Below are 26,696 nucleotides of genomic sequence, written 5' to 3' on the forward strand. Positions count from 1 at the left end.
GGGGACGGAGTGCTTGGATCGGTGGTCATGACGGTTGGTGATCCTCATCGGGTGGTCGAGGCGGTCTGGCGGATCGAGTCCGCCCGGGTGATCGCGGGACTTGCCCGGATGGTGCATGATGTCGGGCTGGCCGAGGAGCTGGCGCAGGATGCCCTGGTCATCGCACTGGAGCAGTGGCCGACGTCGGGCGTGCCGGACAATCCAGGCGGCTGGCTCATGCTCACCGCCAAGCACCGGGCGATCGACCTGCTGCGCCGCAGGAGCCGCTACGAGCAGAAGCTCGAAGAGGTCGGCCGGGACATGGAGATCCGCCAGGAGTCGGCCGAGGCCGAGCTGGACGACGCCCTCGACGACCACATCGGTGACGACCTGCTGCGCCTTCTCTTCACCGCCTGCCACCCTGTGCTGTCCACCGAGGGGCGCCTGGCGCTCACCCTCCGCCTGCTCGGCGGCCTGACGACGGAGGAGATCGCGCGCGCCTTCCTGGTGCCCGAACCGACCGTCGGGCAGCGGATCTTCCGGGCCAAGCGCACCCTCGCCGAGAAGCGGGTGCGGATCGAGATGCCCGCGCCGGCCGAGCTGGGCGACCGGCTCTCATCGGTCCTGGAGGTCGTCTACCTCATCTTCAACGAGGGCTACTCGGCGACCGCCGGCGACGACTGGATGCGCCCGTCCCTCTGCGAGGAGGCGCTGCGCCTGGGCCGGATCCTGGCGGCCCTCATGCCGGGGGAGGCCGAGGTGCACGGCCTCGTCGCCCTGATGGAGATCCAGGCGTCCCGTACCCGTGCGAGGACGGGCCCGGACGGCAAGGCCGTCCTGCTCCTCGACCAGGACCGCGGCCTGTGGGACCGGCTGCTCATCCGCCGTGGGCTGGACGCGCTCGGGCGGGCCGAGGCGCTCGGCACACTGGGCCCGTACGGCCTGCAGGCCGCGATCGCCGCCTGCCACGTCCGCGCGCCGTCCGCCGGGGACACCGACTGGGAACGGATGGCCGCCCTCTACCGGGTGCTCGCCCACGTCGCCCCCTCCCCCGTCGTGGAGTTGAACCGCGCCGTCGCGGTGGGCATGGCGTACGGCCCGGCGCGGGGCCTGGAGATCGTGGACCGGCTGGTGACGGAGCGGGCGCTCGGTGGCTATCCGCAACTGCCCGCCGTACGGGGCGATCTGCTCGCGAAGCTGGGCCGCCACGGTGAGGCGCGCGAGGAGTTCGGCCGGGCGGCCGAACTTACCCGCAACGAGCGCGAACGGGCCCTCTTCCTCGGCCGGGCGGCCGGCGGCGGCTGACGGCCTGCGGCCGGCCACGATCCGCCGACGGTCGGCGCGGTGCGGTGCGGTGCGCGGTGACGCACGGCGAACCCTTTCACCCGGCACGGGGCATGCTGCCGCCATCTCAAGGAGCGCTGTTCTCCAGCAGGTCGTAGGCCTGCTGCGCGGCGTCGATCTCCTCGATGTGCCGCTCCGCCCACAACGTCATCGCGTGTATGACGGGCAGCAGGCGCTCTCCGAGCGGGGTGAGGGCGTAGTCGACCCGGACCGGGACGGACGGTGTGACAAATCGTGAGACGAAACCGTCCCTCTCCAGACCCCGCAGCGTCTGGGTGAGCATCTTCTGGCTCGCCCCGGCGAGGGCGTGCGCCAGGTCACTGTGTCGTTTCGGCCCCTCCCCCAGCTCTTTGAGGAGAAGGCTCACCCACTTGTCGCCCAGACGGTCCAGAACCCGATGGGTCGGGCAGCGGGCCACCGCGGCTTGGTGGAGGGTTCGGACTCGTTCACGACGCTGAGCGCTCGTCTGGGTGGTCACAGCATCCCTTCGCGTGCCTAGGGCACTTTTTAGTGCGTACTTCCAGCTCGGTCCGGACGATCCCTAACGTCGGAGTCGTCGTCAGTACCATCGGAGCGACCACGACACGCAGCGGGCTGTCCATCCATGCCGAGCTCGACCCCGGCGCTTACCCCACCGGTGTCACCGTCCCCGACGCCGTCATGGACCGCCTGCCCCTCACGCTGCACGAGTGGCACGGCACGTAGAACTACACCCTGCGTCCCGAACCCCTCGCTCCTGAACCACCCCCGCCCAGCAGTGAGTTCGGGCGCTTCCCCGTCGCCGACCAGTTCGTCGTCTTTCTCCTCAAGAAGCGCTGGTCCATGACGAATACCGCTCTCGCCAAAGCGACCGACCTGGCCAAGAGCAGAATCGGCGCGACCCTCCAGGAAGTCACCCCCGTGCTCACCGCGCTCGGGCACACGGTCCCGGCCGGCGCCCTCACCGTGACCACGGCACAACAACTCGCCGCGATCGCCGGACACGACCTCACGCTCCCGTAATCCTCACCAAGATCGAGGAGTTATTGATCGGCAGCTCCCAGGGCCCCGGCGTTCCTGGGTTCTGATGCGGTATGGCGGCGATGAGTGTTTGGCCAGGTAGAACGTGAAAGAGCGCGACTCGTGGTGATCTTTCGGGTGTTGAAATCCAAAGATCGTCACAGGAGTCGCGCTCGTGCCCACATCCTCCCCCACCAGCCCCCATCTTCGCTCGCCTCTTGACCAGCTCGCCGACCTGGCATTGTGGGAAGCGGAACTGACGGCCGACCCGATCGCTGTGGAATCGACGCTGATGGGTCGGCTGGCAGCGGTACCGGACCGGCGCTCGACCTGCGGGCGGCGCCACCGGCTGGCGGTCATCTTGACGCTGACGGCGTGTGCGACCCTGGTGATCGGCGGCGACAGCGTGGCCGCGATCTGGCAGTGGGCCACCCGGACCTCCCAAGACGTCCTGCAACACCTGGGCGCCTATCGCGATCCCCTCACCGGGCGCTACCTCGCCCCCAGCGAACGGACCTTCCGCCGGGTCCTGGCGGACCTGGACGCCGACGCCCTGGACACCGCGATCAGCGGCTACGTGGCCGACGTCCTGCGCCACGATGCCCCCGTCCCGCAGATCCCCGACACCCCCGGTCCTGCCGAACGCGAACAGCGCCGCGCAGCCTCGCGACAGCTCACCCACCCGGCTCCGGACGGGCTGCTGCCCGGCGCGGCGCTGGACGGCAAAGCCTGCTGAGGCGCCCGAACGGCGACGGCGGGCGGGTGTTCCTGGTCGCGGCGATCAGCCACGAGCACGGAGTGATCCTGGACCAGTGCCAGGTCGCCGGCAAGAAAGGCGAGGGGCCCGCGGCCCGCGCACTACTGCCCCACCTACAGGTCGCCGCAATGGTCTTGACCTTGGATGCGCTGCACACCACCAAGGCCACCGCCCGCCTGATCACCCAGCACCTGGGCAGCCACTACGTGCTCATCCTCAAAGGCAACCAATCGCTGGCCCACGCCGCCGCGCATGCCCTGCTGACCGGCCCGGACGCCGACTGGACGAAAAACCACCGCCATCGATGACGATCACGGGCACGGCCGCATCGAACGGCGGACCATCCGCACCGCCCCCACCGACGACGGTCTCTTCCCCGGCGCCCGGCAAGTCTTCCGGCTCCGCCGCGACGTCGGCGATCTGGACGGCGCATGGACCAGCAAGGAGATCGTGTTCGGTATTACCAGCCTGCCCGCCGAAACAGCCGGCCCGGTCCACCTCAACCACTACTGACGAAGAAAGTTGGGCGTCACGGGCTGTCCGGGGTGCTTGTCTGCACTGTTTGCCCAGGTGACAGCCTGGAGGTATGAGGTACTCAGACAGAAGCGGAGGACTGTCTGGCACGGAGCGGGAGCGGCGTGAAGCGCTGCGGCTTCGAGCGGCGGACATGTTCTGCGGAGGAATCAAACCACCGCGGGTGGCCCACCTGCTGGGCGTGACACGCAAGTCCGCCTGCGAGTGGCACCGGGCCTGGCTGAAGGGCGACAAGGCCGCGCTGGCCTCCAAAGGTGCGGCCGGGACCGGCTGCAAACTCACCGAGGCGCAGCTGGCACGGCTGGAGGCGCTCTTGGACCAGGGCGCGATCGCGCACGGGTGGGACGATCAGCGCTGGACGAGCGCGCGTATCGCCGCTCTGATCGCCGAGAGGTTCCACGTCCGCTATACCCCGCGCGGGGCGGCCTACCTGATGGAGCGGCTGGGGTGGTCGTTTCAAGTGCCGGCGCACCGGGCGGCCCGGCGTGATGAGGAGGAACTCGCCGGCTGGAGGCGACGGGTGCTGCCCGCTTTAAAAGCACCCGGGCGGCCTGGGGCTCCTGGCTCGTCTTCGCCGACGAGTCCGGCCAGAACCTGAGACCGCCCAAGGGCAGGACCTGGGCTCCCAAGGGGCGCACCCCGGTGTTGCAGGTGTCCTGCCGCGGCCATGGGCGGGTCTCGATCGCCGCGCTGATCTGCGCTAAACCGGGGATGCGGACGCGGCTGATCTACCGCACCCGCACCTACCACCACCGCAGGCACGAGCCGAAGGGCTTCACGGTGGCCGACTTCCAAGCGCTGCTCCAGGCCGCACACACTCAGCTGGGCGGTCCGATCTCGCTGGTATGGGACAGCCTGCCCGAGCACGTCAGCGCCCAGATGCGCGCGTGGATCGCCGCCCGCCAGGACTGGTTGCTGGTCTACCGATTCCCGGCGTATGCCCCGGAACTGAACCCGGCCGAGGGCGTGTGGTCCAACCTACGCACCAAGCTGTTCAACTTCACCGTTCACGGCATCGACGAACTCGCCGGTCTGATCAAGAGCCGGCTCAAATCCCTGCAGTACCAGCCCGACCTGCTGAACGGCTTCATCTCCGAGACCGGACTGATAGTGATCCCTGAACCGGCATAACCCCCAGCTTTCACGCTCAGTACGAAAGAGCGCACTGGACAGTGGAAAACCGGCTCCACTGGGTCAGAGACGTCACCTTCCGGGAAGACAACTCCCAGCTCAGGACAGGCACCGCGCCCAGAGCGCTGGCCGCCTTCCGGAACCTGGCGATCAGCACCATCCGGCTGGCCGGTCGGGCCAACATCGCCCACGCCCGCCGCGATCTCCTCGACCATGATGCCGCCTTCGCCGTCTACGGCATCTGATCAACAGGGCAGAGACCGACAAAGCGAATCAACGCCGGGGCCCTGCGCCTTGGGCGGAAAATGGGCGGGAATTGGACGGCGCATCTGTCAGCCTAGAAACGCCACGCACGGGAGGAGACCAACACCAGTCAGGGAGCAGACATGACGCGCCATCAATGGCGCGCATCCGTGAGTGATTACCGACAAGAATGCGGTCTTCGCGCCTGGGAAAGGAAACATCCACGTGTCTGAGCTGATCACTATCGACGAATGTGAGCGCCTTACTGCAAGCCAAGTTCATGACCTGTACCGGAGATACGTCAGCCGCAGTCAGGTATCCCTCATGACCTCGTTCGGTTTCGGTCGCGAACTGGTCGAACGGGCCGAGGGCGCGTGGATCTGGACGCGTGACGGCCGCCGTATTCTTGATGTCACGGGAGGGGTCGGAGTCCTCAACCACGGGCACAACCATCCACGCATTCTGGCCGCTCGGCGTCGCTTCGCCGACCGACAGCGCATGGAGGTGCACAAGACCTATTTTTCTCCCTACGTCGCCGCGCTCAGCCACAACCTCGCCCAGTTGCTGCCCGGCGATCTGAATATGTCGTTCTTCCCGAACTCCGGTGCCGAGGCCGTCGAGGGCGCGGTCAAGTTGGCGTATAAATACCATGAGGGCAGAAGAGGTCAAATCCTCCACGCCGACATCAGCTTTCATGGCAAGCTGCTCGGATCCTCCGGCCTCACAGGCGGGGCACAGAAGCATTTCGCCTTTCCCACGATCCCCGGCATCGGAAGTTTTCGATACAACGACCTCGACTCGGTAAGGGATGCGGTTGCTCGGGCCCGCCGCCAGGACGGCGCCTGCGATGTATATGCCATTCTTGTCGAGCCGTTCAGCGCGTCAACCATGCAGCTGTGCTCAGAAGAGTTCCTTCGTGGGCTGCGAGAGCTCTGCACCAAAGAAGAAATTATTCTGATTTTCGACGAGATTTACACTGGATGGGGCAAGGCCGGGAGCCTGTTCTACTTCATGCGTTATCCCGATCTCGTCCCAGACGTTCTTACGACGTCGAAATCTTTTGGCGGTGGTAAATCCTCGATCTCGGCATATATTGCAAGAGAGTCGATATTTCGCAAGGCGTACGACAATCTCACCGACTCCCTCCTGCTCAGTACGAGCACGACTTATTATGGGTTCGGAGAGGAGAATGTCACCGCCATAGAGGCCATTAATATCGCTGTAGAGGACGACTATCCGAAACGGGCGAGAGCCATCGAGCAAATACTTGCGCCAGGTCTGGATCGGATCCGCAAAGAGCATAGCAATTCGGTGGCCGACGTGCGTGGCGCCGGTGCGCTATACGGTGTCTTCTTGGACGGTGGGCCGAAGATCCTCGATCTCGTGGCCAAGTTGGCCCCCAGCGGCCTGGCTCGCGACCCGAACTTCCGCGTCAAGCTGATCACCTGCGCGGTCATCGACGCCTTATATCATGATCACGACGTCTACGCCTATTACACCCTGAACGGCCGTAACCCGCTCGTCGTGGCACCCCCCTTGGTGGCAGAGCCCGCGGATGTCGAGTACGTCCTGGACGCACTGGACCAGACCTTGGCCAAGGGCCTGTCGCGGCTCCTCGCCCGGTTCGTACGGGAGAAGGTGTCGCCACGATGGCCGAGCGGATCGTAGTGACAGGAAGCGCCGGAATGCTCGGCGGCGAATTGGTCCGGCATTTCGTCGGGGAGGGCCGTGACGTTCTCGGCGTGGACCTGCGTCCATCGTCCGGCTCTGAGGAGGGCTGGCAACAGCGGATCGGCGACATCCGCGACACCGCGATGTTGACCAAGGCGACGGCGGGGGCTGATGCCGTCGTACACTGCGCCGGTGCACTGCCGACCTACCCGGCTGCCCAGATCCATGACTTGATCGTCCAGGGCACCCGCAGTGTGCTTGAGGCCGGTCGCCGCGCTGGCGTAGAGCGAGTCGTTCACATATCGTCGACCGCCGTCTACGGGCTGCCCAAGCTGGTGCCCACCCCGGAGGATCATCCACGCGAGCCGGTTGATCCGTACACCCGGGCCAAGAGCGCGGCGGAGGAGGCGGCAGAAAAATACCGGGCGGACGGAATGTGCATTCCGATCCTGCGTCCCAAGACCTTCGTCGGCCCCGGCCGGATGGGCCTGTTTGCGATGCTCTTCGAGTGGGCCGACGAGGGACGCAACTTTCCTGTTCTGGGCGATGGCAATACACGCAACCAGATGCTGGCCATCGAGGATCTGGTGGACGCTGTCGTCGGCGTCCTGTCTGCTCCGGCTGACGTAGCGGATGACACGTACAACATCGCCGCTGCGGAGTTCGACACGGTGCGGGAGAATTTCCAGGCGGTGCTCGACGCCGCCGGCCATGGCAAGCGGGTGGTCTCGCTCCCGGCTCGGCCGGCGCTGGGTGCGCTCCGCATTCTGGAGCGGATGCGGCTCTCTCCTGTGTACGGGCGCCTGGCCCACAAATTGCTCGACGACTCCTACGTCAGCATCGACAAGGCCCGTGACCGGCTCGGCTTCCGGCCCCGGCTGTCCAACCGAGAAGCGATCCTCCGCACTTACGAATGGTGGCAAGAGCAGCGCAGGGAAGGGGCGTCTGGGCGCGCAGGCCGGACCAGCCGCGATGCCTGGGGGCAGGGAGCATTGTCACTCGCGAAGATCTTCTTCTGAGCCAAGCCGGAGGTTGCGACATGCATGTCATGGGATCTACCGGTGTGCCAAGAAACTCGGAGCACCCGGACTCACCGCCGGAACAAGCCGCGGGCGGTCGGCTGCAGGGGGTCGTGGATCTTGTCCGCTTGGCGCGGCCGCTGCACTCTGTCAAGGCGCTGATCTTCGTGCCGCTCGCGCTTATCGATGCTTCGCCCTGGAATGTAACAGCGGTCGGCAGGATCGTGTGGGCTGTGACCGCGTTCATGCTGGCCTCCGCCGCGGTGTACGTCGGCAACGACATCATCGACCGGCACCGTGACGGCCGCCATGAGGTTAAGCGCCATCGCCCCATCGCCTCCGGCCGGGTTCGGGTATCGGTGGGGTACCTCTACTGCGTCGGATTGCTCGCCTCGCTTGGCGTAGTGTTGGCCTTCACACCCTTTCCGAGCTGGCCGGTGTTGGTGTACCTGGGGCTCAACATGGCCTACAGCCTGGTTCTCAAGCACGTTCCGCTCGTGGACCTGGGCACGGTGGGGCTGGGCTTCGTACTCCGGGTCGTCCAGGGCTACCTGGCGATAGGCGGACCTATCGCCGGCTGGCTACTGGTCACGGTGTTCGCCATATCCGTACTGTTTCTCATCGGCAAGCGACGCCAGGAATTATTGGGTGCAGGAGCCACGCACCGGCCGGCTCTGCACGGTTATACGGTGGAGCTGACCAGCTGGCTGATGCAGGTCACAGCGGTGTTCGCCCTCATCTCCGGTCTCATGTATCTGGGGACCGGCGCTCCGTTGAGCCGCGACTACGGCCAGACGGCGATGGTGCTATCCGCCCCGTTCGCGCTCTTCATCGTCTTCCGGTACCTGCAGATCCAGCTTATGGACCGAAACAACAGCGATCCGGTACGGAACCTGCTTCGTGACCGCGCCCTGCTGTGCGCCTGTGTGCTGTGGGCGATTACGCTCAGCATCCCATTCATGCTTCGTCACAATCCTACCTTGCTGTAAATCCCACGCCTTCGTCGCGTCCTGAATTAGGAACCGATGACTGTTATGAGTGTCAATGAGTTCGACATAGCGATAATCATCAACTATTACGCGCCATACGTCAGCGGACTGACGATATATGCCCAGACGCTGGCTGAGGGATTGGCCAAGCGAGGGAGTCGAGTGGCGGTGGTGGCCGTCCAGCACGACGAGTCGCTGCCCCTTCGAGAGCTCCGAGCCGGTGTCTCGATCTTTCGCAGCCCCGTCCGCTGCAGAATCGGAAGAGGGCCAGTGAGTCCACAGTTCGTGCCACTTGCTCGACGTGTCGCTCGCCGGTCAGCCATCGTCAACCTGCATGTACCGATGCTTGAAGTGGCACCGATCACGCTGAGCGTGCGAGATCGGCCGTTGGTGATAACGCACCACACCGACCTATGGCTGCCATCAGGAATGGTAAATTCGGTTGCGACGTCCGCAGTTGATCGTTCCACGTGGTTAGCCATGCGGCTTGCCGACGCCATCGTACTGAACAGCGCCGATCAGGCACATGGCTCCAAACTGTGGTCCATGATCAGGCGGAGACACTGGCGCGGGATCGCTCCACCGTGCCTTGATCGGCGGGGTGCTGAGCCGAGTTACCGTGATGGACCTGGGCTACATGTCGGATTCCTTGGCCGCATTGTAGAAGAAAAGGGGATCGAATATTTGATCCGTGCTTTTCAGCTGCTTGGTGATCCAAATGCTCGATTGCTGATCGGTGGCGATTGGGTCGAGGTGGCTGGCGGCGGAATTGAAGATCGGCTTCGCCCACGCATCGGCGACGACAATCGGGTGCGGATGCTCGGCATGCTGAGAGGAGCCCAGATCGACGACTTCTATGCGTCCATCGACGTCTTCGCTCTGCCGTCTATTTGGGAGTCCTTCGGTATCGTCCAGGCAGAAGCGATGATGGTTGGCGTCCCGTCGGTCACCACGGACCTTCCTGGAGGGCGTTCGCCCGTTATGGAAACGGGGTTCGGCCGCCGGGTTCCTATGCATGATCCGGACGCGCTGGCCCGCGCGATCACCGAACTTGCAGCGCTGACTCCTGAAGAGCGCGCAGAGGGAGGGCGTAGGGCTCGGGAACTCTACGACAAAGAAAACTGCTTCAAGGCTTACGAAGAGCTGTTCAATCAGCTTATTCCCCTCCAGGATCGTCCCTCCTTGATTGGTTCGCGTCGTCAAACTACGATGGTGCGCTAGTGGTGCGTTCATCGAAGAGTGCACTCAAGCTTCTCAGGATGGTCATCTATTTGGCCGTCGCCATTTTTTTGTGCTCGCAAGTATGGCGTGTACGACATGAACTTGAAGACAGTCTGAGTTCCGTGGGCTTGAGCGCCGTGGTTCTCGCGGGAGGGCTCACCGTAATAGGAAATTTTCCCGGATTCTTCGGATGGCGGTTACTGGTAACGCGTACCTGTGGTCGCCTTACTATTTCCGATGCGGCATGGCTATTTTTCGTCTCCGGAGCGACGATCTATCTTCCCGGAGCGATGTGGCCCACTGTTACCCAAGCCGCGCTAGCACGGCGGGTTGGGGTGTCGGCAACCAGGCTTCTCGGTGCGGGCCTGGTGATGATGATCATGACAGCGATCGGCGGCACCGCGGTCGGGGTGCTCGCCCTCCCGCAGCTGGTGTCGAACAGTCCTCAATGGTGGCTGATATTGCCACTTTTGCTCTGCGCCTGTGTGGTCATGCTGGCGCCGCCGCTGCTAAGGCGACTGATCGGCCTCGGCCAGCGGATATTACGACGTGGCGAGCGTGAAATCACGCTTCCCACCGGCAAGGTGTCAATGGCGGTGATCGCCCTGAGTGTCCTTGGATGGTGGTGCACAGGCCTGCATGCGGCGATCATCGGGATCGCCCTTGGTGCGCCCGCGATGTCTGCCATGACGCTTGGCATTGGGGGCTTCGCGCTGAGCGCCGTTGCCGGAGGGTTGTCGTTCGCGCCTGCCGGCTTGGGGGTACGTGAGGCCGTGCTCAGCCTCACCTTCGGCGTTCTGCTCGGTGGTCCGGATCTGGTCACTCTGTTGTTGTTGAGTCGAGCCATCACAACCTTGGGTCACGTGGCCGCGACCCTGGGCGTTTTGGGGTTGCTGGCCGGAATTCGCTATGTGAAGGGCGGCAGAACAGCGAGAAACCGTCAGACACGCTATCGACAGGTTAGTTAGGACGCACGTTCCGATGGAAAACGCGCAGGCGCAAGAAGGTGATTCGTCCTTGTCCTCGACCGAAGGAGACACCACCGGGGATCCGCAAGAAATCCCGACCGCCGGCCGCTGGTGTAAGGGAACACGACTCCTCGTAGCCGCCACGGCAGCGTGGATCACTTACCTCGTCTTGCTCATCCTGTTCGCCGGGCGCTGGTGGGTGTGGTCCATTTTTGAGGCCACCCCGCCGATGGCGGCGGTGGTGGTGCCGCTGCTGCTCCTCGTATTCGTGTGGTTCGCGCGCCCGGTTCGCCGCTGGCTCTCGGTTGTCCTGGTTTGCCTGCTGGCGATCGGGGGATACCTGGCTGGCTATGGCCGCGGATGGTCGGGTACCACCACAAGCGTCCCCGGGGGGATCAAGGTGTTCTCTTGGAACACCGGATATTGGCAGATGTGGGATGACAAGGACGCCTTCTACGCCTTCCTGCGCCGACAGAATGCCGATGTTTATCTCTTGCAGGAATACCTCTATGCGAAAGAGGCTGCGCCGTACAATCACGTATTTCGCATCGACGAATCGGCTCGGCTGCGCGCAGAGTTCCCGGGCTACCAACTGTCCGTTGACAGTACATTTGTCACAATTTCTCGGCTGCCCATCGTTGCAACGCACCATCAGCAACTTCCCAATACTGGTTCGGATTGGTTCTGGAAGGCAGCAAAGGCGCAGCGCACCGACATCCGGGTTGACGGGCGCATCGTCTCCTTCTACAACGTCCATCTGCCGACGCCCTTCCGGCTGGGGGATAACCCCTTTCGCGGAAATCTCTCCGGCGTCTTCACGAAGCAGACCCTCCCGCTCCTCGAGGAACAGGCGAAATGGCGGCTCAAGGAGTTGCACAGGTTGCGGACGGACGTTGCCGACAATCCCAACCCGGCGGTGCTGGCAGGTGATTTCAACACGCCCTGGATGGAGCTGTACCCCCTCGGAGTCGGTACGGAGGCGCATTGGCCCGGGAGTTCCCTGGCACCACCTCACACGTGGCCTATCCGCGACTACTCGTTGCCCCCGCTGTGGCGCCTCGATTGGCTGTACACCAAGGGCGACGTGGCCGTCTCGAACTATCAGCTCGCCGGCGGAGGGGCTTTCTCAGACCATCTGGCCCAGCAGTTCAGCATAAGCGTTCCCCATCCCTCGTGACCAAGGCCAGAGCGGCCGACGAGATATCGACGCTCGCACGACGAGAAAGGAGCAGGCACGATGCAAGTCATAGCTACCGGGCTCGGCCGTACGGGAACAACCTCCCTTGAGGTTGCGCTGGTACGGCTTGGGTTCGGACCATGCTTCAGCGCGGGGGAGATATTTAGCAGAACTGAGTTGATCCGGCCGCTTCTTGGGATCATGAAAAATGACTCGGCGCATTGGGGGGACATCCTCACCGGCTATGAATCACTTCTCGGCGAACCGGCCTCCGTCTGCTGGCAGAAGATTTTCCACAATTATCCGGAGGCAAAGGTAGTCCACACGGTGCGCGACCCCGAGCGCTGGCTGGACAGCATGCAGAAGACGCTCTTCAAACGGCGCAGGCGCGTCAATTCGCTACCAGGTAGGGCCGCCGTCCTCCTGTCGTCGATGTTCGGTACGGATCTCGCTCCATTGGTCAGGCTCTTTCAGATGACGCTCGAAGCGCAGGCCCAGCGACTGGTGGCCGAGCAGAAGCCGCAACGCGCTATCGAGCTGTTCCAGGAGCACACAGCTCAGATTCAGGAGACCGTACCCCCCAGCCGGTTACTGGTTCTCGACGTCCGCGCGGGCTGGGAGCCCCTCTGCGAATTTCTCGATGTACCGGTGCCGGCTGAGCCGTTCCCCCGGATGAACGACACAGCGGAGTACAGCAGAAGCCGCGGCGGCTTCGGAGGAAGGACCGTACCGCTGCTCCTGGGCCGGACGAGGCCCTGGCCGGGGCGTGAAATCGGACAATCCGCCTCGCCCTCCTAGTACTACAGCATTGACGGGATTACCGGAGCTCCCGGTGGCGTGCCCGACCGGCAACGCCTTGCGTGACTTGCGCCGACGGGTGGGCGTTGGGCCGATGAAGACCATGTTCGGGGTGCTGGCCGGTCCGCTCGCGCAGCCCAGGACGCCAGGTGCTCGTTTCGGCAGATACCGGACGGTCTCCTTCGACGGCTGCAGTTCAACCAAGGTCCCAGACACCGACCGTAACCGGGCGTGGCTGGCTTCGGTCGGCCACGGCGGATATCCGCTGCTGGAGCTGATGACGCTGATGGAGATCGGGACACGGGCGGTGATCGGCGCGGTGTTCGGCCCCACGGCCGAGGCGAGGCCAGCTAGGCCCACCGCCTGCTGCACCTACTGACCAGCGACACGCTGGTGCTGTGGGACAAGGGCTTCAACGGCAACGACTTCCTCGCCGCGGTGACCGGCACCGGCGCCCAGGTGTTGGGCCGACTACGCAGCAACCGACGCACCCTGATCTCATGTCGCCTGGCCGACGGCTCCTACCTGTCGATGATCGGAACCGTCGCCGTGCGCGTCATCGACGCGCAGATCAGCGTGACCTACGCCGACGGCACCACCTTCACCAGCGCCTACCGGCTGGCCACCACCTTGACCAACGCCCGCCGGTTCCCGGCCACAGCCCTGGTCGGCCAGTGTCACCAGCGATGGGAGCACAAGTCGGCCTATCACGCGCTGCGCCGCACCAACCATCCTCGGCGGGCGGGTACTGCGCTCAGGTGACCCAGCCGGCATCCACCGGGAGATGTGGGCGCTGCTGGCGCTCTACGAACTGCTGCGCACCGTCATGGTCGAGGCCGCCGAATCACGCCCAGGCACCGACCCCGACCGTTGCTCCTTCACCATCGCCTTCCGAACCGCCCGCGACCACGTGATCCACGCCAGCGGCATCATCAGCCACACCACCACCATCGGAGTGATCGGAGCGCAGACCCTGGTCGATCTGCTCCCACCCCGCCGCCCGCGTGTCAGCATCCGCAAGGTCAAATCGCCGATCTCCCGCTACAACGAGCGATTCCCCGACGGGGGATCCAACACCAGCCACACCGTCACCCATCTGGCCATCACCGTGATCGAACCCCCACCCGACCAGCCCCCGCTGCCCACAACCTCCCGCGATGACCGCTACAGCTCACCAGCCGACCGCCGCAGCGTCACAGCCCTGGCCTGCTTCAGCAACGCCCCGGCCGCACCTGGCGTGCCCGCGACCTGGCCCGTCACCTCGGCGACATCACCTTGCACACCATGTACCGGCAACTCTTCCGCTGGGCCGCCACCGGACTCATCCGCAAAACCGGCCCCGCCCGCTACACCGCCAACAACGACCCGCCGACGACGTTGAAGCACCTCAAAGACCTTGACTATCCGGCCTTGGTGGAACCCCCGATCCCGGCCGCCTCGGCCCGGCCGCCGTAGATCCGCACCACCTGGCCGATGAGGTCCCGACGGCCAGTCGTTCCGAGATGCAGGCGGATCGGGCCAGGCCGCCCTGTACGGCCTCGAGCCTGCCGACAAAAGGTTGCTGCGTGGCGTGCGCAACTCGTGTGAGATGTTGCTCACCATGTCCTTGCGTGCTGCCCCATCCGCTCCAGCTGGTCGGCCATCTCGTTGAACGCGGAGGCCAACCGGCCGATCTCGCTGTGGCTCTGTAGGCCGAGCCATCGCCTTCGTGGATGGGCCGGGTCGCGTAGGTGAGCGTCCGCACGGGCCGGGACAGCCGGATCGCGACCACGGTGCTCACACCGATAGCCGGGACGGGAACGAGCGGCACCGCCCCAATGATCGGCATCGGATCGACGCCCTAAGCGGTTGGCGCAGAATCGATGAACAGCAGCGTCACCGAGGACGGCGATCAATCCTAGAGATCGACTATGAGCTGGACTGAGGCAGGTCTGGGGAGCTACGTCGGCTGTGATTGTCTGGAGAGGTATGTCGGCTGTGGTTCGGGCTCCGCCAGGTCACCGATCGGCCGACGAAGCGCGAGCACGGGATCGTCGTGCAGGACCGCGGCGTGGAGTTGCCGAAGCCGGGGCCCTGGAGCGATGCCAAGCTCGTCGGCCAGCCGCCTTCGAACGCGCGTGTAAGCATCCAGTGCCTCGGCGCGGCGACCGGACCGGTAGAGCGCGACCATGAGCAGGGCCCAGAGTTCCTCGCGCAGGGGGTGATGCGTGACGAGCCAGTGCAGGTCGTCGGAGGCCGCCGCGTGCTCGCCGAGCCGGATTCTCGTATGGTGGTACTGCTCTAACGCCCACAACCTCCGCTCGCTCAGCCGGGTGAGCTCCGAACGCAGCGCAGGCCCCGCTCGGCCGCCTTGCATGGGTGCGCCCTGCCACAGTCCTACCGCCTGCCGCAGTGCCGTCACCGCCCGAGGCAAGTCATCGGCAGCGAGCTCGCGCTCGGCATCGTCCAGCAACCTCTCGAAGACTTCGGCGTCCAGTTCACCGGACTGAACCACGAACAGGTAGCCACCACTGCGGGTGAGCAGCCGGTCTCCGCCATCCAGGACCGCATGCAGGCGGCGGCGCAGCCTGGACACATAGCTCCGCAGGTTCGTTTCCGGAGATGCCAGCGGGCGATCCCACACAGATTCGACGAGATACCCGACGCTCACGGGCTCGTTCGCATGTAATAGCAGCACACCAAGCAGGGTTTGCTCTCGTGCCCCACCGAGGTTGACGCGAGTACCGTCCTTGAGCACTTCCATGGCACCCAATAGCCGGAACTCCACCTGTCCTCCCACCCCAGAGTTCAGCATGCTAATGCCCCGATCCTCCCGACGATTTCGAGCCGATCGCCTGCGATGTAGAGCATCGAACCTCCGTAATTGAAGGACGGTCAATGAACGTGTTTGAGCACGCATATTTCGCGTACCGGTAGGGGTGTCAAGGGCCGCTCATGCCTTGCGCGCCAGGCTCGCACTCCTTTTGACAGGGCGCGAGCCTGGCCTTGCTCAAGCCCCAGGCCGCGAATGCAGCCCGGCGCTCACCCGCCGTGGCTGGGGTAGTAGTCGTCTTTCGGGGCGATTCCGCCGGTATGGGGCCAGTAGTCGTCGCCCATGGGGGCGATCCCGCCCGTGCTGGGGTAGTAGTCGTCCTTGGCGGCTGCCGGGCCAGCGGTCAGGGCGACTCCGGCTGCGATCAGCAACCCGATCGCGGCGAGTTTGAGCGTCGTCTTGGTCATGTCGTCACCTCTCGTCACTCTTGCGGTGTGATCTCCGCCCGTACCTGAGGTAGGCACGGATTCAGTACACAACGCGGGGCCTCCGCCTGTCCCGCTGTTCCAGCCTGAGCAGGAACAGGCAGCTCACAGCCCTGCACGGGACCTCCCCCCGCTTGGTGGACACGCTGATACTGGATCTTGCTTGATCCAGAGGAAGCGAGACACCGCCGATGGCGTTAAAGGACTACTCGGACGAGTTCAGGGCCGATGCCGTGGCCTTGTACGAGTCCACTGAGGGGGCAACCTACAAGGGCATCGCCGCCGACCTGGGCGTGAGCCGGGGCAGCCTGCGCGCGTGGGTGCTGCGGGCGCGTGAGAGGAGCGGCGTCCCACCGGCGCCAGCCCGGGCCGCTGCACGGGACCCGTTGCCGGTCGGCGGCGGCGACGCGGCTGCCAAGCGGATCCGGGAACTAGAAGAGCGGTCCGTCAACTGGAGGCCAGCGAGCGGAAGCTGGCCGCCGAACGGGACATCCTGCGCAAGGCGGCCAAGTATTTCGCCGGGAAGACAAACTGGTGAACCGCTTCCAGTTCGTTGACGACCACCATCTCGCCTTCGGCGTGAAGCGGCTGTGCCGGGTCCTAGGCCTGAACCGTTCCAGCTACTACAAGTGGCGAGACAGCGCCGAGGCCCGTGCCGCGCGTGAGGCAGCCGATCAGACGCTGGCCGGCGAGATCCGTACCGTCCACGCCGACTCCGACGGCGCCTACGGCTCACCTCGGGTGACCGCCGAGCTGCGTGCCGACGGCCGAAAGATCAACGAAAAGCGGGTGGCCCGCGTGATGCGCAAGTTCTCCATCATGGGTATCCGCCTGCGCCGACGCGTCCGCACCACCATTCCCGACCTCACCGGACTCGAGCCCGCCGCCTTCGACGATCTCGCCGCCCGTTACCAAGCCTGGTGCACCGAGCACCCACCGATCTTCCTGCCCGGGAAACGTCCCGACGGAGGCCCCGGCGCTGGCAGCAGACGACTCTCCGTCGCCGACCAGTTCGTCGTCTTTCTCCTCAAGAAGCGCTGGTCCATGACGAATACCGCTCTCGCCAAAGCGACCGACCTGGCCAAGAGCAGAATCGGCGCGACCCTCCAGGAAGTCACCCCCGTGCTCACCGCGCTCGGGCACACGGTCCCGGCCGGCGCCCTCACCGTGACCACGGCACAACAACTCGCCGCGATCGCCGGACACGACCTCACGCTCCCGTAATCCTCACCAAGATCGAGGAGTTATTGATCGGCAGCTCCCAGGGCCCCGGCGTGGTGGAGGTTCGTCCGGTTCTCTGATCACGTGAGGCCGAGGAGGTCAGGCTGCGGGTGACGTCGCGGACGTAGTGGAGCCGGTTTTCGATCGCCCAGTGGCCGCGGATCCAAGTGTCCAGGGCGGCGAGGCCGGCAGCCCAGCCAGAGAGGTCATGCATCCGCGACCCTGCACCTCCGCCACCACTCGCCATCGACTGTGACTCTTCGCTCGTCTACACTCGCTGCGATCATGCTAAAAGGAGGTGCCCCTTGAACGAACTGGGACGTTCTCAAGAGGATCTCGGGATGACCGGGCGCACAACCGGAATCACGATCGACGCGGACGGGCGTGACTCCTCCGGCAGGGCGATGAGCAGATTGGCCGGCGAGCATACGGCGTATGTCAATGGGCTGAGCTTCGCCGACGAGGCGCCACTGCCGTACGAAGAATTCGCCGCCGGCTACCGCGAGCTCAGGGCAAGTCTCCACGCCTCGTGCGAACAGCTCGCCGACTCGCTCGATCACGCCGGAGCCGGACAGATCGCCATGGCGGTGGTCAACATGGAAACCGAACTCGCCAACGGCGAGCTCACCGACAGCTCACGCGCGACGGCGGGCACGCGTGACTGAGCAGGCCGTAGCAGGCGGGCTGGCGTTGCTGGGTGTCCCGCCCCTGCCTGACCTGGATGCCATCGATCGGCACATCACCGAACTGGACGAGGCCGCCGCACGTCACCAGGCCCTTGCCACCGAGAGCAGGCAAGCCCTCCGGCTCGCCTCGGCGAACAGCGGTCCGGCCGCCGACGCGGCGAACGCCCACGTGACCGGCCGCGATGGAACCGCCAGCACCGCTGAAGACCTCGCCCACCGCCTGTCGGCCACCGCCGACACCCTGCGGTTCACCCGAGGCGTACTGGTCTGGGTCGGCGGATCGCTGGCCGGGTTGGCACTGCTTGCCATCGCAGCCCTCGTATACGCGCCTCAGCTCCTGCCCAGGCTGAGAGCGCTGGCCGCCAAATTCTCGTTCAGGTTGCGTGAGATCATCGCCCGCATCGGCGCACTGATGCGAGGCATGTCCACGACCTTGACCAACCGCAGGGTCGAAAAGATCGCCAGCCGCTTCCACGACAAATGGCGTGCGCCACGCAAGCTTTCCGACAACACCTACGATCCCAGGGTGAAGACCACCACGGACGCAGCCTGGATCAAGAAGCACGGCACCGATCAGGTCGACATCGCCAACACCCGCTACCGTTCTCTGCCCGCCGACTGGAAGCACGAGAACCGGGAGTCCGCGCGCATCGGTGTCCAGCTCGTCGACGAGGCACGTGCGAGCGGCAGGAACATCCGGAGCGAGGAGTTCATGGAGGAGGCGAGTTCGGTAGTGCACGACAGGTGGTTCGACCGCAACGGTTCCTGGGCCAGCAAGGAACAGCGCCTCCCCTACGAACTGCTTTCTCATGCGGAGAAGGAGAAAGATCGCGACGTCATCCGCACAGTCCTCGGGATCTAGGCAGGACCTCGGCACAGCGGCGTTGACGAGCCCGATGTCCGGTTCGCGGAGGTGGCAGCCGGTGGGGTCGATCGAGGAAAGCCGCCGCCCGCCCCGTTCCGGTCATCGAACGATCGCGACGAAAGTCCGGAGCCGGTTCTCTCGTGCTCTGCCCGCGATCCTCCCGGCAGGCCGCCGGCCATGGGCGGGCAGCCCGTCCGGTACGGCGCGCCGACCAGGACCGGGCGCGGGCCGGGACCATGTGTTCGCAGGTCAGCGCAGTTCACGTCAGAACAGCGTCAGCTCTTCCGCCCTTCCCATATGGATCGCGTAGTGATCACGTCATCGACTTCCGGCCGGGCCTAACGTTCCTGTTGCATGAGTTGTCAGCAGGAGGAAGTCATGTCGGAAACCCCGTTGTACGTCCCGGTCCGCGAAGGCGCTTTCGCCCTGTCGCTGCGCCTGTTCCGGAGCCCCTCTGGCGCAAGGACGGCGGCGGCGTTCTCTTCCCCGATGCGCCTGACCAAGGTGCTCGGCGCCGACCAGCACTGGATCCGCCTCAGTGAGCCCGCGCTCCGACGCATGATCAACGATCTGGACGTCACCGGCATCGTGATCGACCCCGCCGGGACGATGCCCCGGACCTCCTCTCAGGCCGCGTGATGTGCGTCCTTGAGCAAGATCTGGAGTCGCAGCCGACCGTGATCGGCCCTCACTGTGAAGCCGGAGGCATCCTCACCGAGGACGTGGAGCTTCCGGCGGCCGCCCGCCCGTGATCGTCGGCGGCCCCACCGGGTCCCTGCCCGGCCCTCGACCGATCCCCGCCCGGTCCCCGCCGGGCCCTCGACCGGCCCTTCGCCGACCAGGGTCGCCATCGGGGCGATATCCATAACAAACAATCTTTTCCAGCCGTTGACGCGGCTGTAGCACGTAGTTAACATTTGGCCATCGCGCTGCAAGATTTTTGCAGAACATAGTTACTTTCTCGCCGCTCCTTGCAATTTGGCGCAGGGACGCGCCGTGTCCACGCACCACTCCGCCCCCCACGGAGAGGCCTCAGGCGATGTCGGCTACGGCATTGAGCATGCGGTCGCCGCCGCGACGACTGCGAGCAGCAGACGCCGACGGCGTAGGCGCCCCCTACTAGGACCTTCGCAACGACCCCGGCACGGCCTCCGCGGCCCGGTCGGAAACAGCTGACGCCGCCGCCGAAGGCGGCCCCCGGAGGTCGTGGCCTCCGCACCGCACCTGTCCTTCCAGACAAGAGGCAGTTGAAAGCGATGAGAAGTAGGCACGCAACGTTGTTACGGCTGACGGCGGCAGTGCTCGCGGCCAGCCTGCTCGCCCTGTTCGGGGCGGCCTCCCCGGCCTCGGCCGACACCAACCTGGCAGTGGGCAAGCCGGCCTCGGCGGCCAGCGTCAACGCCCCCTACACGGCCGGCAACCTCAACGACGGAAACGCGTCCACCTACTGGGAGAGCGCCAACAACGCCTTCCCGCAGTGGACCCAGGTGGACCTCGGGGCCGCGGCCAACGTCAACAGGATCGTCCTGAAGCTGCCGCCGGCGACGGACTGGGCCACCAGGACGCAGACCCTCATGGTGCTGGGAAGCACGAACGACTCCTCGCCCACCTCCGTCGTCGTGGCGTCCGCGGGCTACAGCTTCAACCCGGCGACCGGCAACACGGTGACGATCAACTTCACCGCGACCGCCCTCCGGTACATACGGCTGAACATCACCGCCAACACGGGCTGGCCGGCCGGCCAGCTGTCCGAGTTCGAGGTGTACGGCCCCACCGGCGGCGACACGCAGGCGCCGACCGCGCCGTCGAACCTGGCCTACACCGAGCCCGCCTCGGGCCAGATCAGGCTGACCTGGAACGCCTCCACCGATGACGTGGGCGTGACCGGCTACGACGTCTACGCCAACAACGCCCTGCGCGCGAGCGTGGCGGGCAACGTCCTGACCTACACGGACACCCAGCCGGCCACCGCGACGGTGTCCTACTACGTCAGGGCCAAGGACGCCTCGGGCAAGCAGTCGTCCAACAGCAACACCGTCACCCGTACCGGCAGCGGCGGAGGCGGCTCCAACCTGGCCGTCGGCAAGCCGATCACCGCGTCGGGCACGGTCCACACCTTCGTGGCCGCGAACGCCAACGACAACAACGTGACGACCTACTGGGAGGGCAACGGCGGCGGCTACCCCAACACGCTGACCGTGCAGCTCGGAGCGAACGCCTCCGTCAGCTCGGTGGTGCTGAAGCTGAACCCCGACAGCGCCTGGGCGACCCGCACGCAGACCATCCAGGTGCTCGGGCGCGAGCAGAGCTCGTCCTCCTTCACCAACCTGTCGTCGGCGGCGGTCTACACCTTCAATCCCGCCTCCGGTAACACCGTGACGATCCCGGTCGCCGGCACGGCCGCCGACGTCCAACTCAAGATCACCACGAACTCCGGTGCGCCCGCAGGCCAGGTCGCCGAGTTCCAGGTCATCGGTACGGCGGCGCCGAACCCGGACCTGACGATCACCGGCATGTCGTCGTCTCCCACGGCTCCGGTCGAGACCGACTCCGTCACCCTTTCGGCCACGGTCAAGAACGCCGGGACGGCGGCCTCCGGTGCGACGAGCGTCAACTTCTACCTGGGCACCACCAAGGCCGGCACCGCCTCCGTCGGCGCGCTGGCGGCCGGAGCGTCCGCCACCGTCACCGCCGATATCGGCCCCCGTGACGCCGGCACCTACCCGCTGAGCGCCAAGGTCGACGAGGCCGGCAGCGTCATCGAGCAGAACGAGACGAACAACGGCTACACGAACCCGTCCTCGCTCGTCGTCAGGCCCGTCGCCAGCTCGGACCTCGTCGCGACGACCAGCTGGACGCCGGGTACCCCGGCGAGCGGCAACGTCGTCACCTTCTCCACGGTGATCAAGAACCAGGGCACCGTGGCGTCCGCGAGCGGCGCCCACGGCATCACGCTGACGGTCGTCAACGACGCGGGCACCGTCGTCCGCACTCTGACCGGCTCCTCCAGCGGCGTCATCGCGGCCGGCGCCACCGCCGGCCCCGTCACCCTGGGCACCTGGACGGCCGCCAACGGCAAGTACACCGTCAAGACGGTGCTGGCCGACGACGCCAACGAACTGCCGGTGAAACGGCAGAACAACACCGGCACCCAGTCGTTCTTCGTCGGGCGCGGCGCCAACATGCCCTACGACATGTACGAGGCCGAGGACGCCGTCGTCGGCGGCGGCGCGGCCGTCGTCGGCCCGAACAGGGACATCGGCAGCCCGGCGGGCGAGGCCTCCGGCCGCAGGGCGGTGACGCTGAACTCCAACGGCAGCTACGTCGAGTTCACGACCAGGGCCAGCACGAACACCCTCGTCACCCGCTTCTCCATCCCCGACTCGGCGGGCGGCGGCGGGATCGACTCGACGCTCAACATCTACGTCAACGGCACCTTCCTCAAGCCCGTGAACCTGACCTCCAAGTACGCCTGGCTGTACGGGAACGAGGCGGGCCCGGGCAACTCGCCGGGGGCGGGCGGACCGCGCCACATCTACGACGAGGCCAACGTCATGCTCGGGACGACCGTCCCGGCCGGCAGCAAGATCAGGCTGCAGAAGGACCCCGCCAACACGACGACGTACGCGATCGACTTCATCAACCTCGAACAGGTCGCGCCCATCGCCAACCCCGATCCCGCCAAGTACACGGTCCCCGCGGGCTTCACCCACCAGGACGTGCAGAACGCGCTCGACAAGGTGCGGATGGACACCACGGGCGCCCTGGTCGGCGTCTACCTGCCGCCGGGCACCTACCAGACGGCGAGCAAGTTCCAGGTGTACGGCAAGGCGGTCAAGGTGGTCGGCGCCGGTCCGTGGTACACCCAGTTCCGCGCTCCGACGACCCAGGACAACACCGACATCGGATTCCGTGCCGAGGGAACGGCGAACGGCTCCTCGTTCGCGAACTTCGCCTACTTCGGTAACTACACCTCGCGCATCGACGGCCCGGGCAAGGTGTTCGACTTCGCCAACGTCGCCGACGTGGTGATCGACAACATCTGGAACGAGCACATGGTCTGCCTCTACTGGGGGGCGAACACCGACCGTGTGACGATCAAGAACTCCCGCATCCGCAACATGTTCGCCGACGGCATCAACATGACGAACGGCAGCACGGACAACCACGTCGTCAACAACGAGGCCCGCGCGACGGGCGACGACAGCTTCGCGCTGTTCTCGGCCATCGACGCCGGCGGAGCCGACATGAAGGGCAACGTCTACGAGAACCTGACGTCCATCCTGACCTGGCGCGCCGCTGGTGTCGCGGTCTACGGCGGATACGACAACGTCTTCCGGAACATCTACATCGCCGACACGCTGGTCTACTCCGGCATCACGATCAGCTCGCTCGACTTCGGCTACCCGATGAACGGCTTCGGCGCCGACCCGCCGACGAAGTTCGAGAACATCTCCATCGTCCGGGCCGGCGGCCACTTCTGGGGCGCGCAGACCTTCCCGGCGATCTGGGTCTTCTCCGCCTCGAAGGTCTTCCAGGGCATCCGCGTCAGCGACGTGGACATCGTGGACCCGACCTACAGCGGCATCATGTTCCAGACGAACTACGTGGGAGGCCAGCCGCAGTTCCCGGTCAAGGACACGGTCTTCACGAACATCTCGATCTCGGGTGCTCAGAAGAGCGGTGACGCCTACGACGCCAAGTCCGGGTTCGGCATCTGGGCCAACGAGCTGCCGGAGCCCGGCCAGGGGCCGGCGGTCGGTTCGGTGACCTTCAACAACCTGAAGCTGAGCAACAACGCGACGAACGTGAAGAACACCACGTCGACCTTCACCATCACCACCAACCCCTAGGAAGTCCGGATCGGCGGGAAACAGGTGCCGCCGGGAGGTTCGACCTCCCGGCGGCATCTGCCGTCTCCCCCACCGCGAGTACCGCTGAAACGCTTTCCGTGCATCGAAAACATGTCGGTTCTCATGGTTCTCCGGCCATCGGGACCCGACGAGCTCGTATACCTGATAGGACGGAGGGAACGCCCGCCCTGTGAACTGCGGGTCTAAGGAGTTCCCGATGTCAACCGAAGGCGCGGGTGCGCTTTCCATCTCGTCCGGCTCGCATGGCACCGCCATGGTCATCCACGCGGCCGGAGATCTCGACTACGGCTACGCGCCCATGCTGCGGCGGGAGCTCACGCAGGTGTGGAGCGGCACCGATCCCATGCCGCCGCTCATCCTCGATCTCGCCGGACTCACCTTCTGCGACTCCACCGGGCTCGCCGAACTGCTGTGGATCCTGCGGCGGAGCCAGGAGGGCAGCACCCGCCTGGTGCTGACCGGGGTGAGCCGCACGCTGCGCCACATGCTGGCCATGACCGGGCTCCTGTCCCGCTTCACGGTGTCCGCCTCCGTGGAGGAGGCACTGCGGGACGGGTGACGCAGGGCCCGGGATTCGGCAGGCGGGATGACGACGTGCAGGCGGATGGTCGTTCCGGTCTCCGGAGCGGACCGGATGACGGACGGCTCCCTGGAGAGCAGGGCCTCTCGACGTCACCGGTTCGATCGGGAGTGGATTCCGCGAAGTTGCCGGAGATCTGCCGAATAACGCCCAAAAAGCCAACAAGTGCGTCAAAATTGGCTTACTGCGCACGTCCGCCAGCCCCGAGAGTGGGTTCCGATGCGGAAGATGTTGCCGCGTATGACCGCGGAGTCGCTGCCCGAGAGGCTCGACAACCTGCCCGTGGAGCCGAAGGACTTCCTCCAGCTCGTAGCCGTGGATTTCAGCGGGACCTACCATGTCTACCTCGCCGCCAAGGACGAACGGCTCAAAATGACCAGGCTATCCATGAGCCTGCTCGCCGCCCCGTTCGCCGCCGCCATAGCGCTGGCGAGCGCAAAAGTGATCAACCCGGCGGCACTGACCTCCTGGGGCGGGGTGCCGTGGTATCTGTTCGCGATGGTCGCCGCGTTCGGACTACTGAACATCCTGCCGTTCCTGCGGCTGATCGAGGCGGTCAACGCGCACATGCGGACGGCGCGCGCCCTCAACAACTTCCGCCTGCTCTACGTGGTCCAGCTCAAGGACCATTTCTCGGCCCTCGGCTGGACCCCCAACCTGCCGGTGGACCCCCGCTACCCGGAGACCTACGCGCCGCTCGCCTGGCCGGGGACCAACGTGATGATGCTGGCCCTGGTCAACAGCGCCTACCTCGCGGTCGGCGTGCTCGGCATGGTCGGCTCCACCCCCAACACCGCCCTGCTCCTGGTGATCATCGGACTGCTCGCGCTGGTGCACTACTTCGTCTACTACGTCCGCGCCAACGTCTCCCGGCAGCGCCGGCTCCCACACAACCCATTCCATTTCCCCAACGTGGAGACCTGAATGCCCGACCTCCTCAGATTCACGTCTTGTGGGGAGACGTGGATCTGGCTGATGCGACACGTAAGGACCAACGGCAGGCCCGCCGAGGACGACCGGGGCCCGATCGTCGAAACCCAGGCGGTGCTGTTCGAAATCGCCGAGCTCGGCTGGGACGATCCGATCCTGGAGACCTACGGCGACCCGGGGAAGATCCCGCTCTACGCCAGCAAGTTCAGCGAGTGCGCGATCGTCCCTCCTTTCAAATACAGCTACGGCGGCCGGCTCCGCCGGCTCCTCGATGTCGACCAGCTCCACTGGGTGGCCGAGGTGTTGCGCGCCAAGCCGTACAGCAAGAGCGGCTGGATCTCCCTCACCGTCCCGGGCGAGCCCCCCGACGCGGTGCCCTGCCTGACCAGTCTGGCCTTCCGGCTCCGCGACGGGCGGCTGGTGATGACCGCGGCCTTCCGGTCGCAGAACGTGTTCACCTCCTATCTGAACTACGTGCCGCTGCGTAGTATCCAGAGCGAGGTCGCCGACGACCTCGGAGTGGGTTGTGGACCAATGAGGGTCTTCGTCGACGTTCCTCACATCTATGCCGTGGACGCGGCGACGGTCGAGGAGATCCTCCGGCTGTCGGAGCGCGATGGGCCCGGCGAGGGAGCAGCGTTACCAGGTCCTGCTGGTCGATCTGGACGGGACCGTGGTCGACTACGCCCGGACGGAGCGCGGCGCGCTTCATGAGATCCACCATCGCTTCTTCCGGATGGGCCGCGCCGAGTTCCTGGCGCGGTTCCACTCCGCCAACGAGCCGCTCTGGGCGGCCTACCGCGAACACCGGATCACCCTCGCCGAGCTGCGGCTGGAACGCTGGGCCCAGCTGGGCGCCCTCCCGTCGGTCGCGGTCGCCTTCGAGGAGGCACTCGGCCGGAACGTGTCCCTGTTCCCCGAGGCCAGGGCCGCCCTGCGGCGGCTCTCCCGGCGCTTCCGGCTGGCCCTGGTGACCGACGGCATCGCCCACGTCCAGCGGGCCAAGCTCCGCCGTACCCGGATCGGCGGATTCTTCGAACACGTGGTGATCGCGCCCGAGGTGGGCCTGCGCAAACCCGACGGAGAGCTGCTCCACCACACCCTGAGCCTGCTGGAGGCCAAGACCGGTGACGCGCTCATGGTCGGCGACTCCCCGGCGAGCGACGGCGGCTGCGCGCAGGCCGCCGGGGTGGATTTCTGCTGGGTGAACCGTACGCGGGCGCCGTCCGCTCCCGGCATCCCCGTCCACCGGACCGCCACCTGCCTGGAGACCGTCTAGCGATTTCGCCGGGAGAAACGGCCGAAGTCAGACCTTCACGATGCGCAGGCGGTTCTGGCTGATCGTCGTGATGTCTCCGACGTCGGAGGTCAGCACGGTCACCGGCCCGGGAAGGCACAACGCGGTGGCGCACACCATGGCGTCGAGCGCATGTTCGTGACCGTGCAGCCCCGCCGCGGCGAGCAATCGAAGAT

Annotated in this window: 29 protein-coding genes and 3 pseudogenes; 28 read left to right on the plus strand and 4 right to left on the minus strand. The window is 65.7% G+C overall.

Annotated features, from left to right (window positions below):
- Positions 1 to 27: 27 nt before the first annotated feature.
- A complete protein-coding gene (locus OHA77_RS17175; RefSeq protein ID WP_406319047.1) occupies positions 28 to 1,284 on the plus strand; it encodes an RNA polymerase sigma factor in 1,257 nt (418 codons plus the stop codon).
- Between the two features lie 106 nt (positions 1,285 to 1,390).
- On the opposite strand, the gene OHA77_RS17180 is transcribed toward OHA77_RS17175, so the two are convergent.
- The gene (locus tag OHA77_RS17180; RefSeq protein WP_406319048.1) at positions 1,391 to 1,741 is read right to left on the minus strand and encodes a winged helix-turn-helix transcriptional regulator; all 351 of its coding nucleotides are present in this window, start codon (positions 1,739 to 1,741) and stop codon (positions 1,391 to 1,393) included.
- A 113-nt stretch (positions 1,742 to 1,854) separates the two neighbouring features.
- Here OHA77_RS17180 and OHA77_RS17185 point away from each other — a divergent pair.
- The 16 genes and pseudogenes from OHA77_RS17185 to OHA77_RS17260 form a co-directional block, all read left to right on the plus strand.
- Positions 1,855 to 2,325 (plus strand): annotated as a pseudogene (locus tag OHA77_RS17185) (ISAzo13-like element transposase-related protein); the annotation flags it as partial.
- Between the two features lie 172 nt (positions 2,326 to 2,497).
- The gene (locus OHA77_RS17190) at positions 2,498 to 3,058 is read left to right on the plus strand and encodes a transposase family protein (RefSeq protein WP_406319049.1); all 561 of its coding nucleotides are present in this window, start codon (positions 2,498 to 2,500) and stop codon (positions 3,056 to 3,058) included.
- Between the two features lie 26 nt (positions 3,059 to 3,084).
- On the plus strand, positions 3,085 to 3,387 hold the full coding sequence (locus OHA77_RS17195; RefSeq protein ID WP_406319050.1) for a hypothetical protein: 303 nt from the start codon (positions 3,085 to 3,087) through the stop codon (positions 3,385 to 3,387).
- A 359-nt stretch (positions 3,388 to 3,746) separates the two neighbouring features.
- Entirely contained in the window at positions 3,747 to 4,211 is a 465-nt protein-coding gene (locus tag OHA77_RS17200) for a transposase (RefSeq protein ID WP_406319051.1), read from the plus strand.
- Positions 4,208 to 4,744, plus strand: coding sequence for a transposase (locus tag OHA77_RS17205; RefSeq protein ID WP_406319837.1), 537 nt, complete (start codon positions 4,208 to 4,210; stop codon positions 4,742 to 4,744). Before OHA77_RS17200 ends, OHA77_RS17205 begins: the two co-directional genes overlap by 4 nt.
- A gap of 41 nt (positions 4,745 to 4,785) precedes the next feature.
- Positions 4,786 to 4,989 carry a hypothetical protein gene (locus OHA77_RS17210; RefSeq protein WP_326819632.1) on the plus strand — a complete coding sequence of 68 codons (204 nt, stop codon included), beginning with the start codon at positions 4,786 to 4,788 and terminating at the stop codon, positions 4,987 to 4,989.
- Between the two features lie 223 nt (positions 4,990 to 5,212).
- Positions 5,213 to 6,655, plus strand: a complete 1,443-nt coding sequence (locus OHA77_RS17215; protein ID WP_406319052.1) for an aspartate aminotransferase family protein — start codon at positions 5,213 to 5,215, stop codon at positions 6,653 to 6,655.
- On the plus strand, positions 6,637 to 7,677 hold the full coding sequence (locus tag OHA77_RS17220) for an NAD-dependent epimerase/dehydratase family protein (protein ID WP_406319053.1): 1,041 nt from the start codon (positions 6,637 to 6,639) through the stop codon (positions 7,675 to 7,677). The genes OHA77_RS17215 and OHA77_RS17220 overlap by 19 nt, the downstream gene beginning before the upstream one ends.
- 113 nt (positions 7,678 to 7,790) lie before the next feature.
- Positions 7,791 to 8,666, plus strand: coding sequence for a UbiA prenyltransferase family protein (locus OHA77_RS17225; protein WP_406319054.1), 876 nt, complete (start codon positions 7,791 to 7,793; stop codon positions 8,664 to 8,666).
- Between the two features lie 45 nt (positions 8,667 to 8,711).
- Positions 8,712 to 9,887, plus strand: a complete 1,176-nt coding sequence (locus OHA77_RS17230) for a glycosyltransferase family 4 protein (RefSeq protein WP_406319056.1) — start codon at positions 8,712 to 8,714, stop codon at positions 9,885 to 9,887.
- A gap of 38 nt (positions 9,888 to 9,925) precedes the next feature.
- Positions 9,926 to 10,855, plus strand: a complete 930-nt coding sequence (locus OHA77_RS17235; RefSeq protein ID WP_406319057.1) for a lysylphosphatidylglycerol synthase domain-containing protein — start codon at positions 9,926 to 9,928, stop codon at positions 10,853 to 10,855.
- Between the two features lie 13 nt (positions 10,856 to 10,868).
- Positions 10,869 to 12,032 (plus strand): endonuclease/exonuclease/phosphatase family protein, encoded by a 1,164-nt coding sequence (locus tag OHA77_RS17240; RefSeq protein ID WP_406319058.1) that lies wholly within the window; start codon positions 10,869 to 10,871, stop codon positions 12,030 to 12,032.
- 60 nt (positions 12,033 to 12,092) lie between these two features.
- A complete protein-coding gene (locus OHA77_RS17245; protein WP_406319059.1) occupies positions 12,093 to 12,830 on the plus strand; it encodes a sulfotransferase family protein in 738 nt (245 codons plus the stop codon).
- 94 nt (positions 12,831 to 12,924) lie between these two features.
- The gene (locus OHA77_RS17250) at positions 12,925 to 13,209 is read left to right on the plus strand and encodes a hypothetical protein (protein ID WP_326819624.1); all 285 of its coding nucleotides are present in this window, start codon (positions 12,925 to 12,927) and stop codon (positions 13,207 to 13,209) included.
- Positions 13,210 to 13,223: 14 nt separating this feature from the next.
- A complete protein-coding gene (locus OHA77_RS17255; RefSeq protein WP_406319060.1) occupies positions 13,224 to 13,592 on the plus strand; it encodes a hypothetical protein in 369 nt (122 codons plus the stop codon).
- Between the two features lie 22 nt (positions 13,593 to 13,614).
- Positions 13,615 to 14,211: a hypothetical protein gene (locus OHA77_RS17260; protein ID WP_406319061.1), complete on the plus strand. Its 597-nt coding sequence runs from the start codon at positions 13,615 to 13,617 to the stop codon at positions 14,209 to 14,211.
- Between the two features lie 558 nt (positions 14,212 to 14,769).
- Here the strand turns inward: OHA77_RS17260 and OHA77_RS17265 are convergent.
- Together OHA77_RS17265 and OHA77_RS17270 are read right to left on the minus strand one after the other, a co-directional pair.
- Positions 14,770 to 15,624 (minus strand): BTAD domain-containing putative transcriptional regulator, encoded by an 855-nt coding sequence (locus OHA77_RS17265; RefSeq protein WP_406319062.1) that lies wholly within the window; start codon positions 15,622 to 15,624, stop codon positions 14,770 to 14,772.
- A 227-nt stretch (positions 15,625 to 15,851) separates the two neighbouring features.
- Positions 15,852 to 16,049, minus strand: a complete 198-nt coding sequence (locus OHA77_RS17270) for a hypothetical protein (protein WP_326819620.1) — start codon at positions 16,047 to 16,049, stop codon at positions 15,852 to 15,854.
- Positions 16,050 to 16,258: 209 nt separating this feature from the next.
- On the opposite strand from OHA77_RS17270, the gene OHA77_RS17275 reads away from it, so the two are divergent.
- The 11 genes and pseudogenes from OHA77_RS17275 to OHA77_RS17325 all read left to right on the plus strand — a co-directional run bounded on the left by OHA77_RS17275 (position 16,259) and on the right by OHA77_RS17325 (position 26,502).
- On the plus strand, positions 16,259 to 16,624 hold the full coding sequence (locus OHA77_RS17275) for a transposase (RefSeq protein WP_406319063.1): 366 nt from the start codon (positions 16,259 to 16,261) through the stop codon (positions 16,622 to 16,624).
- 22 nt (positions 16,625 to 16,646) lie between these two features.
- Positions 16,647 to 16,850 (plus strand): annotated as a pseudogene (locus OHA77_RS17280) (IS3 family transposase); the annotation flags it as partial.
- Between the two features lie 75 nt (positions 16,851 to 16,925).
- A pseudogene (locus OHA77_RS17285) lies at positions 16,926 to 17,291 on the plus strand (ISAzo13 family transposase); the annotation flags it as partial.
- Between the two features lie 338 nt (positions 17,292 to 17,629).
- Positions 17,630 to 17,953, plus strand: a complete 324-nt coding sequence (locus OHA77_RS17290) for a hypothetical protein (protein WP_406319064.1) — start codon at positions 17,630 to 17,632, stop codon at positions 17,951 to 17,953.
- Positions 17,946 to 18,836, plus strand: coding sequence for a hypothetical protein (locus OHA77_RS17295; protein WP_406319065.1), 891 nt, complete (start codon positions 17,946 to 17,948; stop codon positions 18,834 to 18,836). The genes OHA77_RS17290 and OHA77_RS17295 overlap by 8 nt, the downstream gene beginning before the upstream one ends.
- 381 nt (positions 18,837 to 19,217) lie before the next feature.
- A complete protein-coding gene (locus tag OHA77_RS17300) occupies positions 19,218 to 19,478 on the plus strand; it encodes an SAV_915 family protein (protein ID WP_326819616.1) in 261 nt (86 codons plus the stop codon).
- Positions 19,479 to 20,095: 617 nt separating this feature from the next.
- Complete coding sequence (locus OHA77_RS17305; RefSeq protein ID WP_406319066.1) at positions 20,096 to 23,692, plus strand: discoidin domain-containing protein; 3,597 nt, start codon at positions 20,096 to 20,098, stop codon at positions 23,690 to 23,692.
- A 217-nt stretch (positions 23,693 to 23,909) separates the two neighbouring features.
- Positions 23,910 to 24,272: an anti-sigma factor antagonist gene (locus OHA77_RS17310; RefSeq protein WP_406319067.1), complete on the plus strand. Its 363-nt coding sequence runs from the start codon at positions 23,910 to 23,912 to the stop codon at positions 24,270 to 24,272.
- A gap of 240 nt (positions 24,273 to 24,512) precedes the next feature.
- Positions 24,513 to 25,217: a hypothetical protein gene (locus OHA77_RS17315; protein WP_406319068.1), complete on the plus strand. Its 705-nt coding sequence runs from the start codon at positions 24,513 to 24,515 to the stop codon at positions 25,215 to 25,217.
- Positions 25,218 to 25,268: 51 nt separating this feature from the next.
- The gene (locus OHA77_RS17320) at positions 25,269 to 25,937 is read left to right on the plus strand and encodes a thymidylate synthase (RefSeq protein WP_406319069.1); all 669 of its coding nucleotides are present in this window, start codon (positions 25,269 to 25,271) and stop codon (positions 25,935 to 25,937) included.
- On the plus strand, positions 25,897 to 26,502 hold the full coding sequence (locus OHA77_RS17325; RefSeq protein WP_406319070.1) for an HAD hydrolase-like protein: 606 nt from the start codon (positions 25,897 to 25,899) through the stop codon (positions 26,500 to 26,502). The genes OHA77_RS17320 and OHA77_RS17325 overlap by 41 nt, the downstream gene beginning before the upstream one ends.
- 27 nt (positions 26,503 to 26,529) lie before the next feature.
- Here OHA77_RS17325 and OHA77_RS17330 read toward each other — a convergent pair whose 3' ends face one another.
- Entirely contained in the window at positions 26,530 to 26,688 is a 159-nt protein-coding gene (locus OHA77_RS17330) for a hypothetical protein (protein ID WP_406319071.1), read from the minus strand.
- Positions 26,689 to 26,696 lie beyond the last annotated feature (8 nt).

Source organism: Streptosporangium sp. NBC_01639, from assembly GCF_045209755.1.
GTDB lineage: Bacteria > Actinomycetota > Actinomycetes > Streptosporangiales > Streptosporangiaceae > Streptosporangium.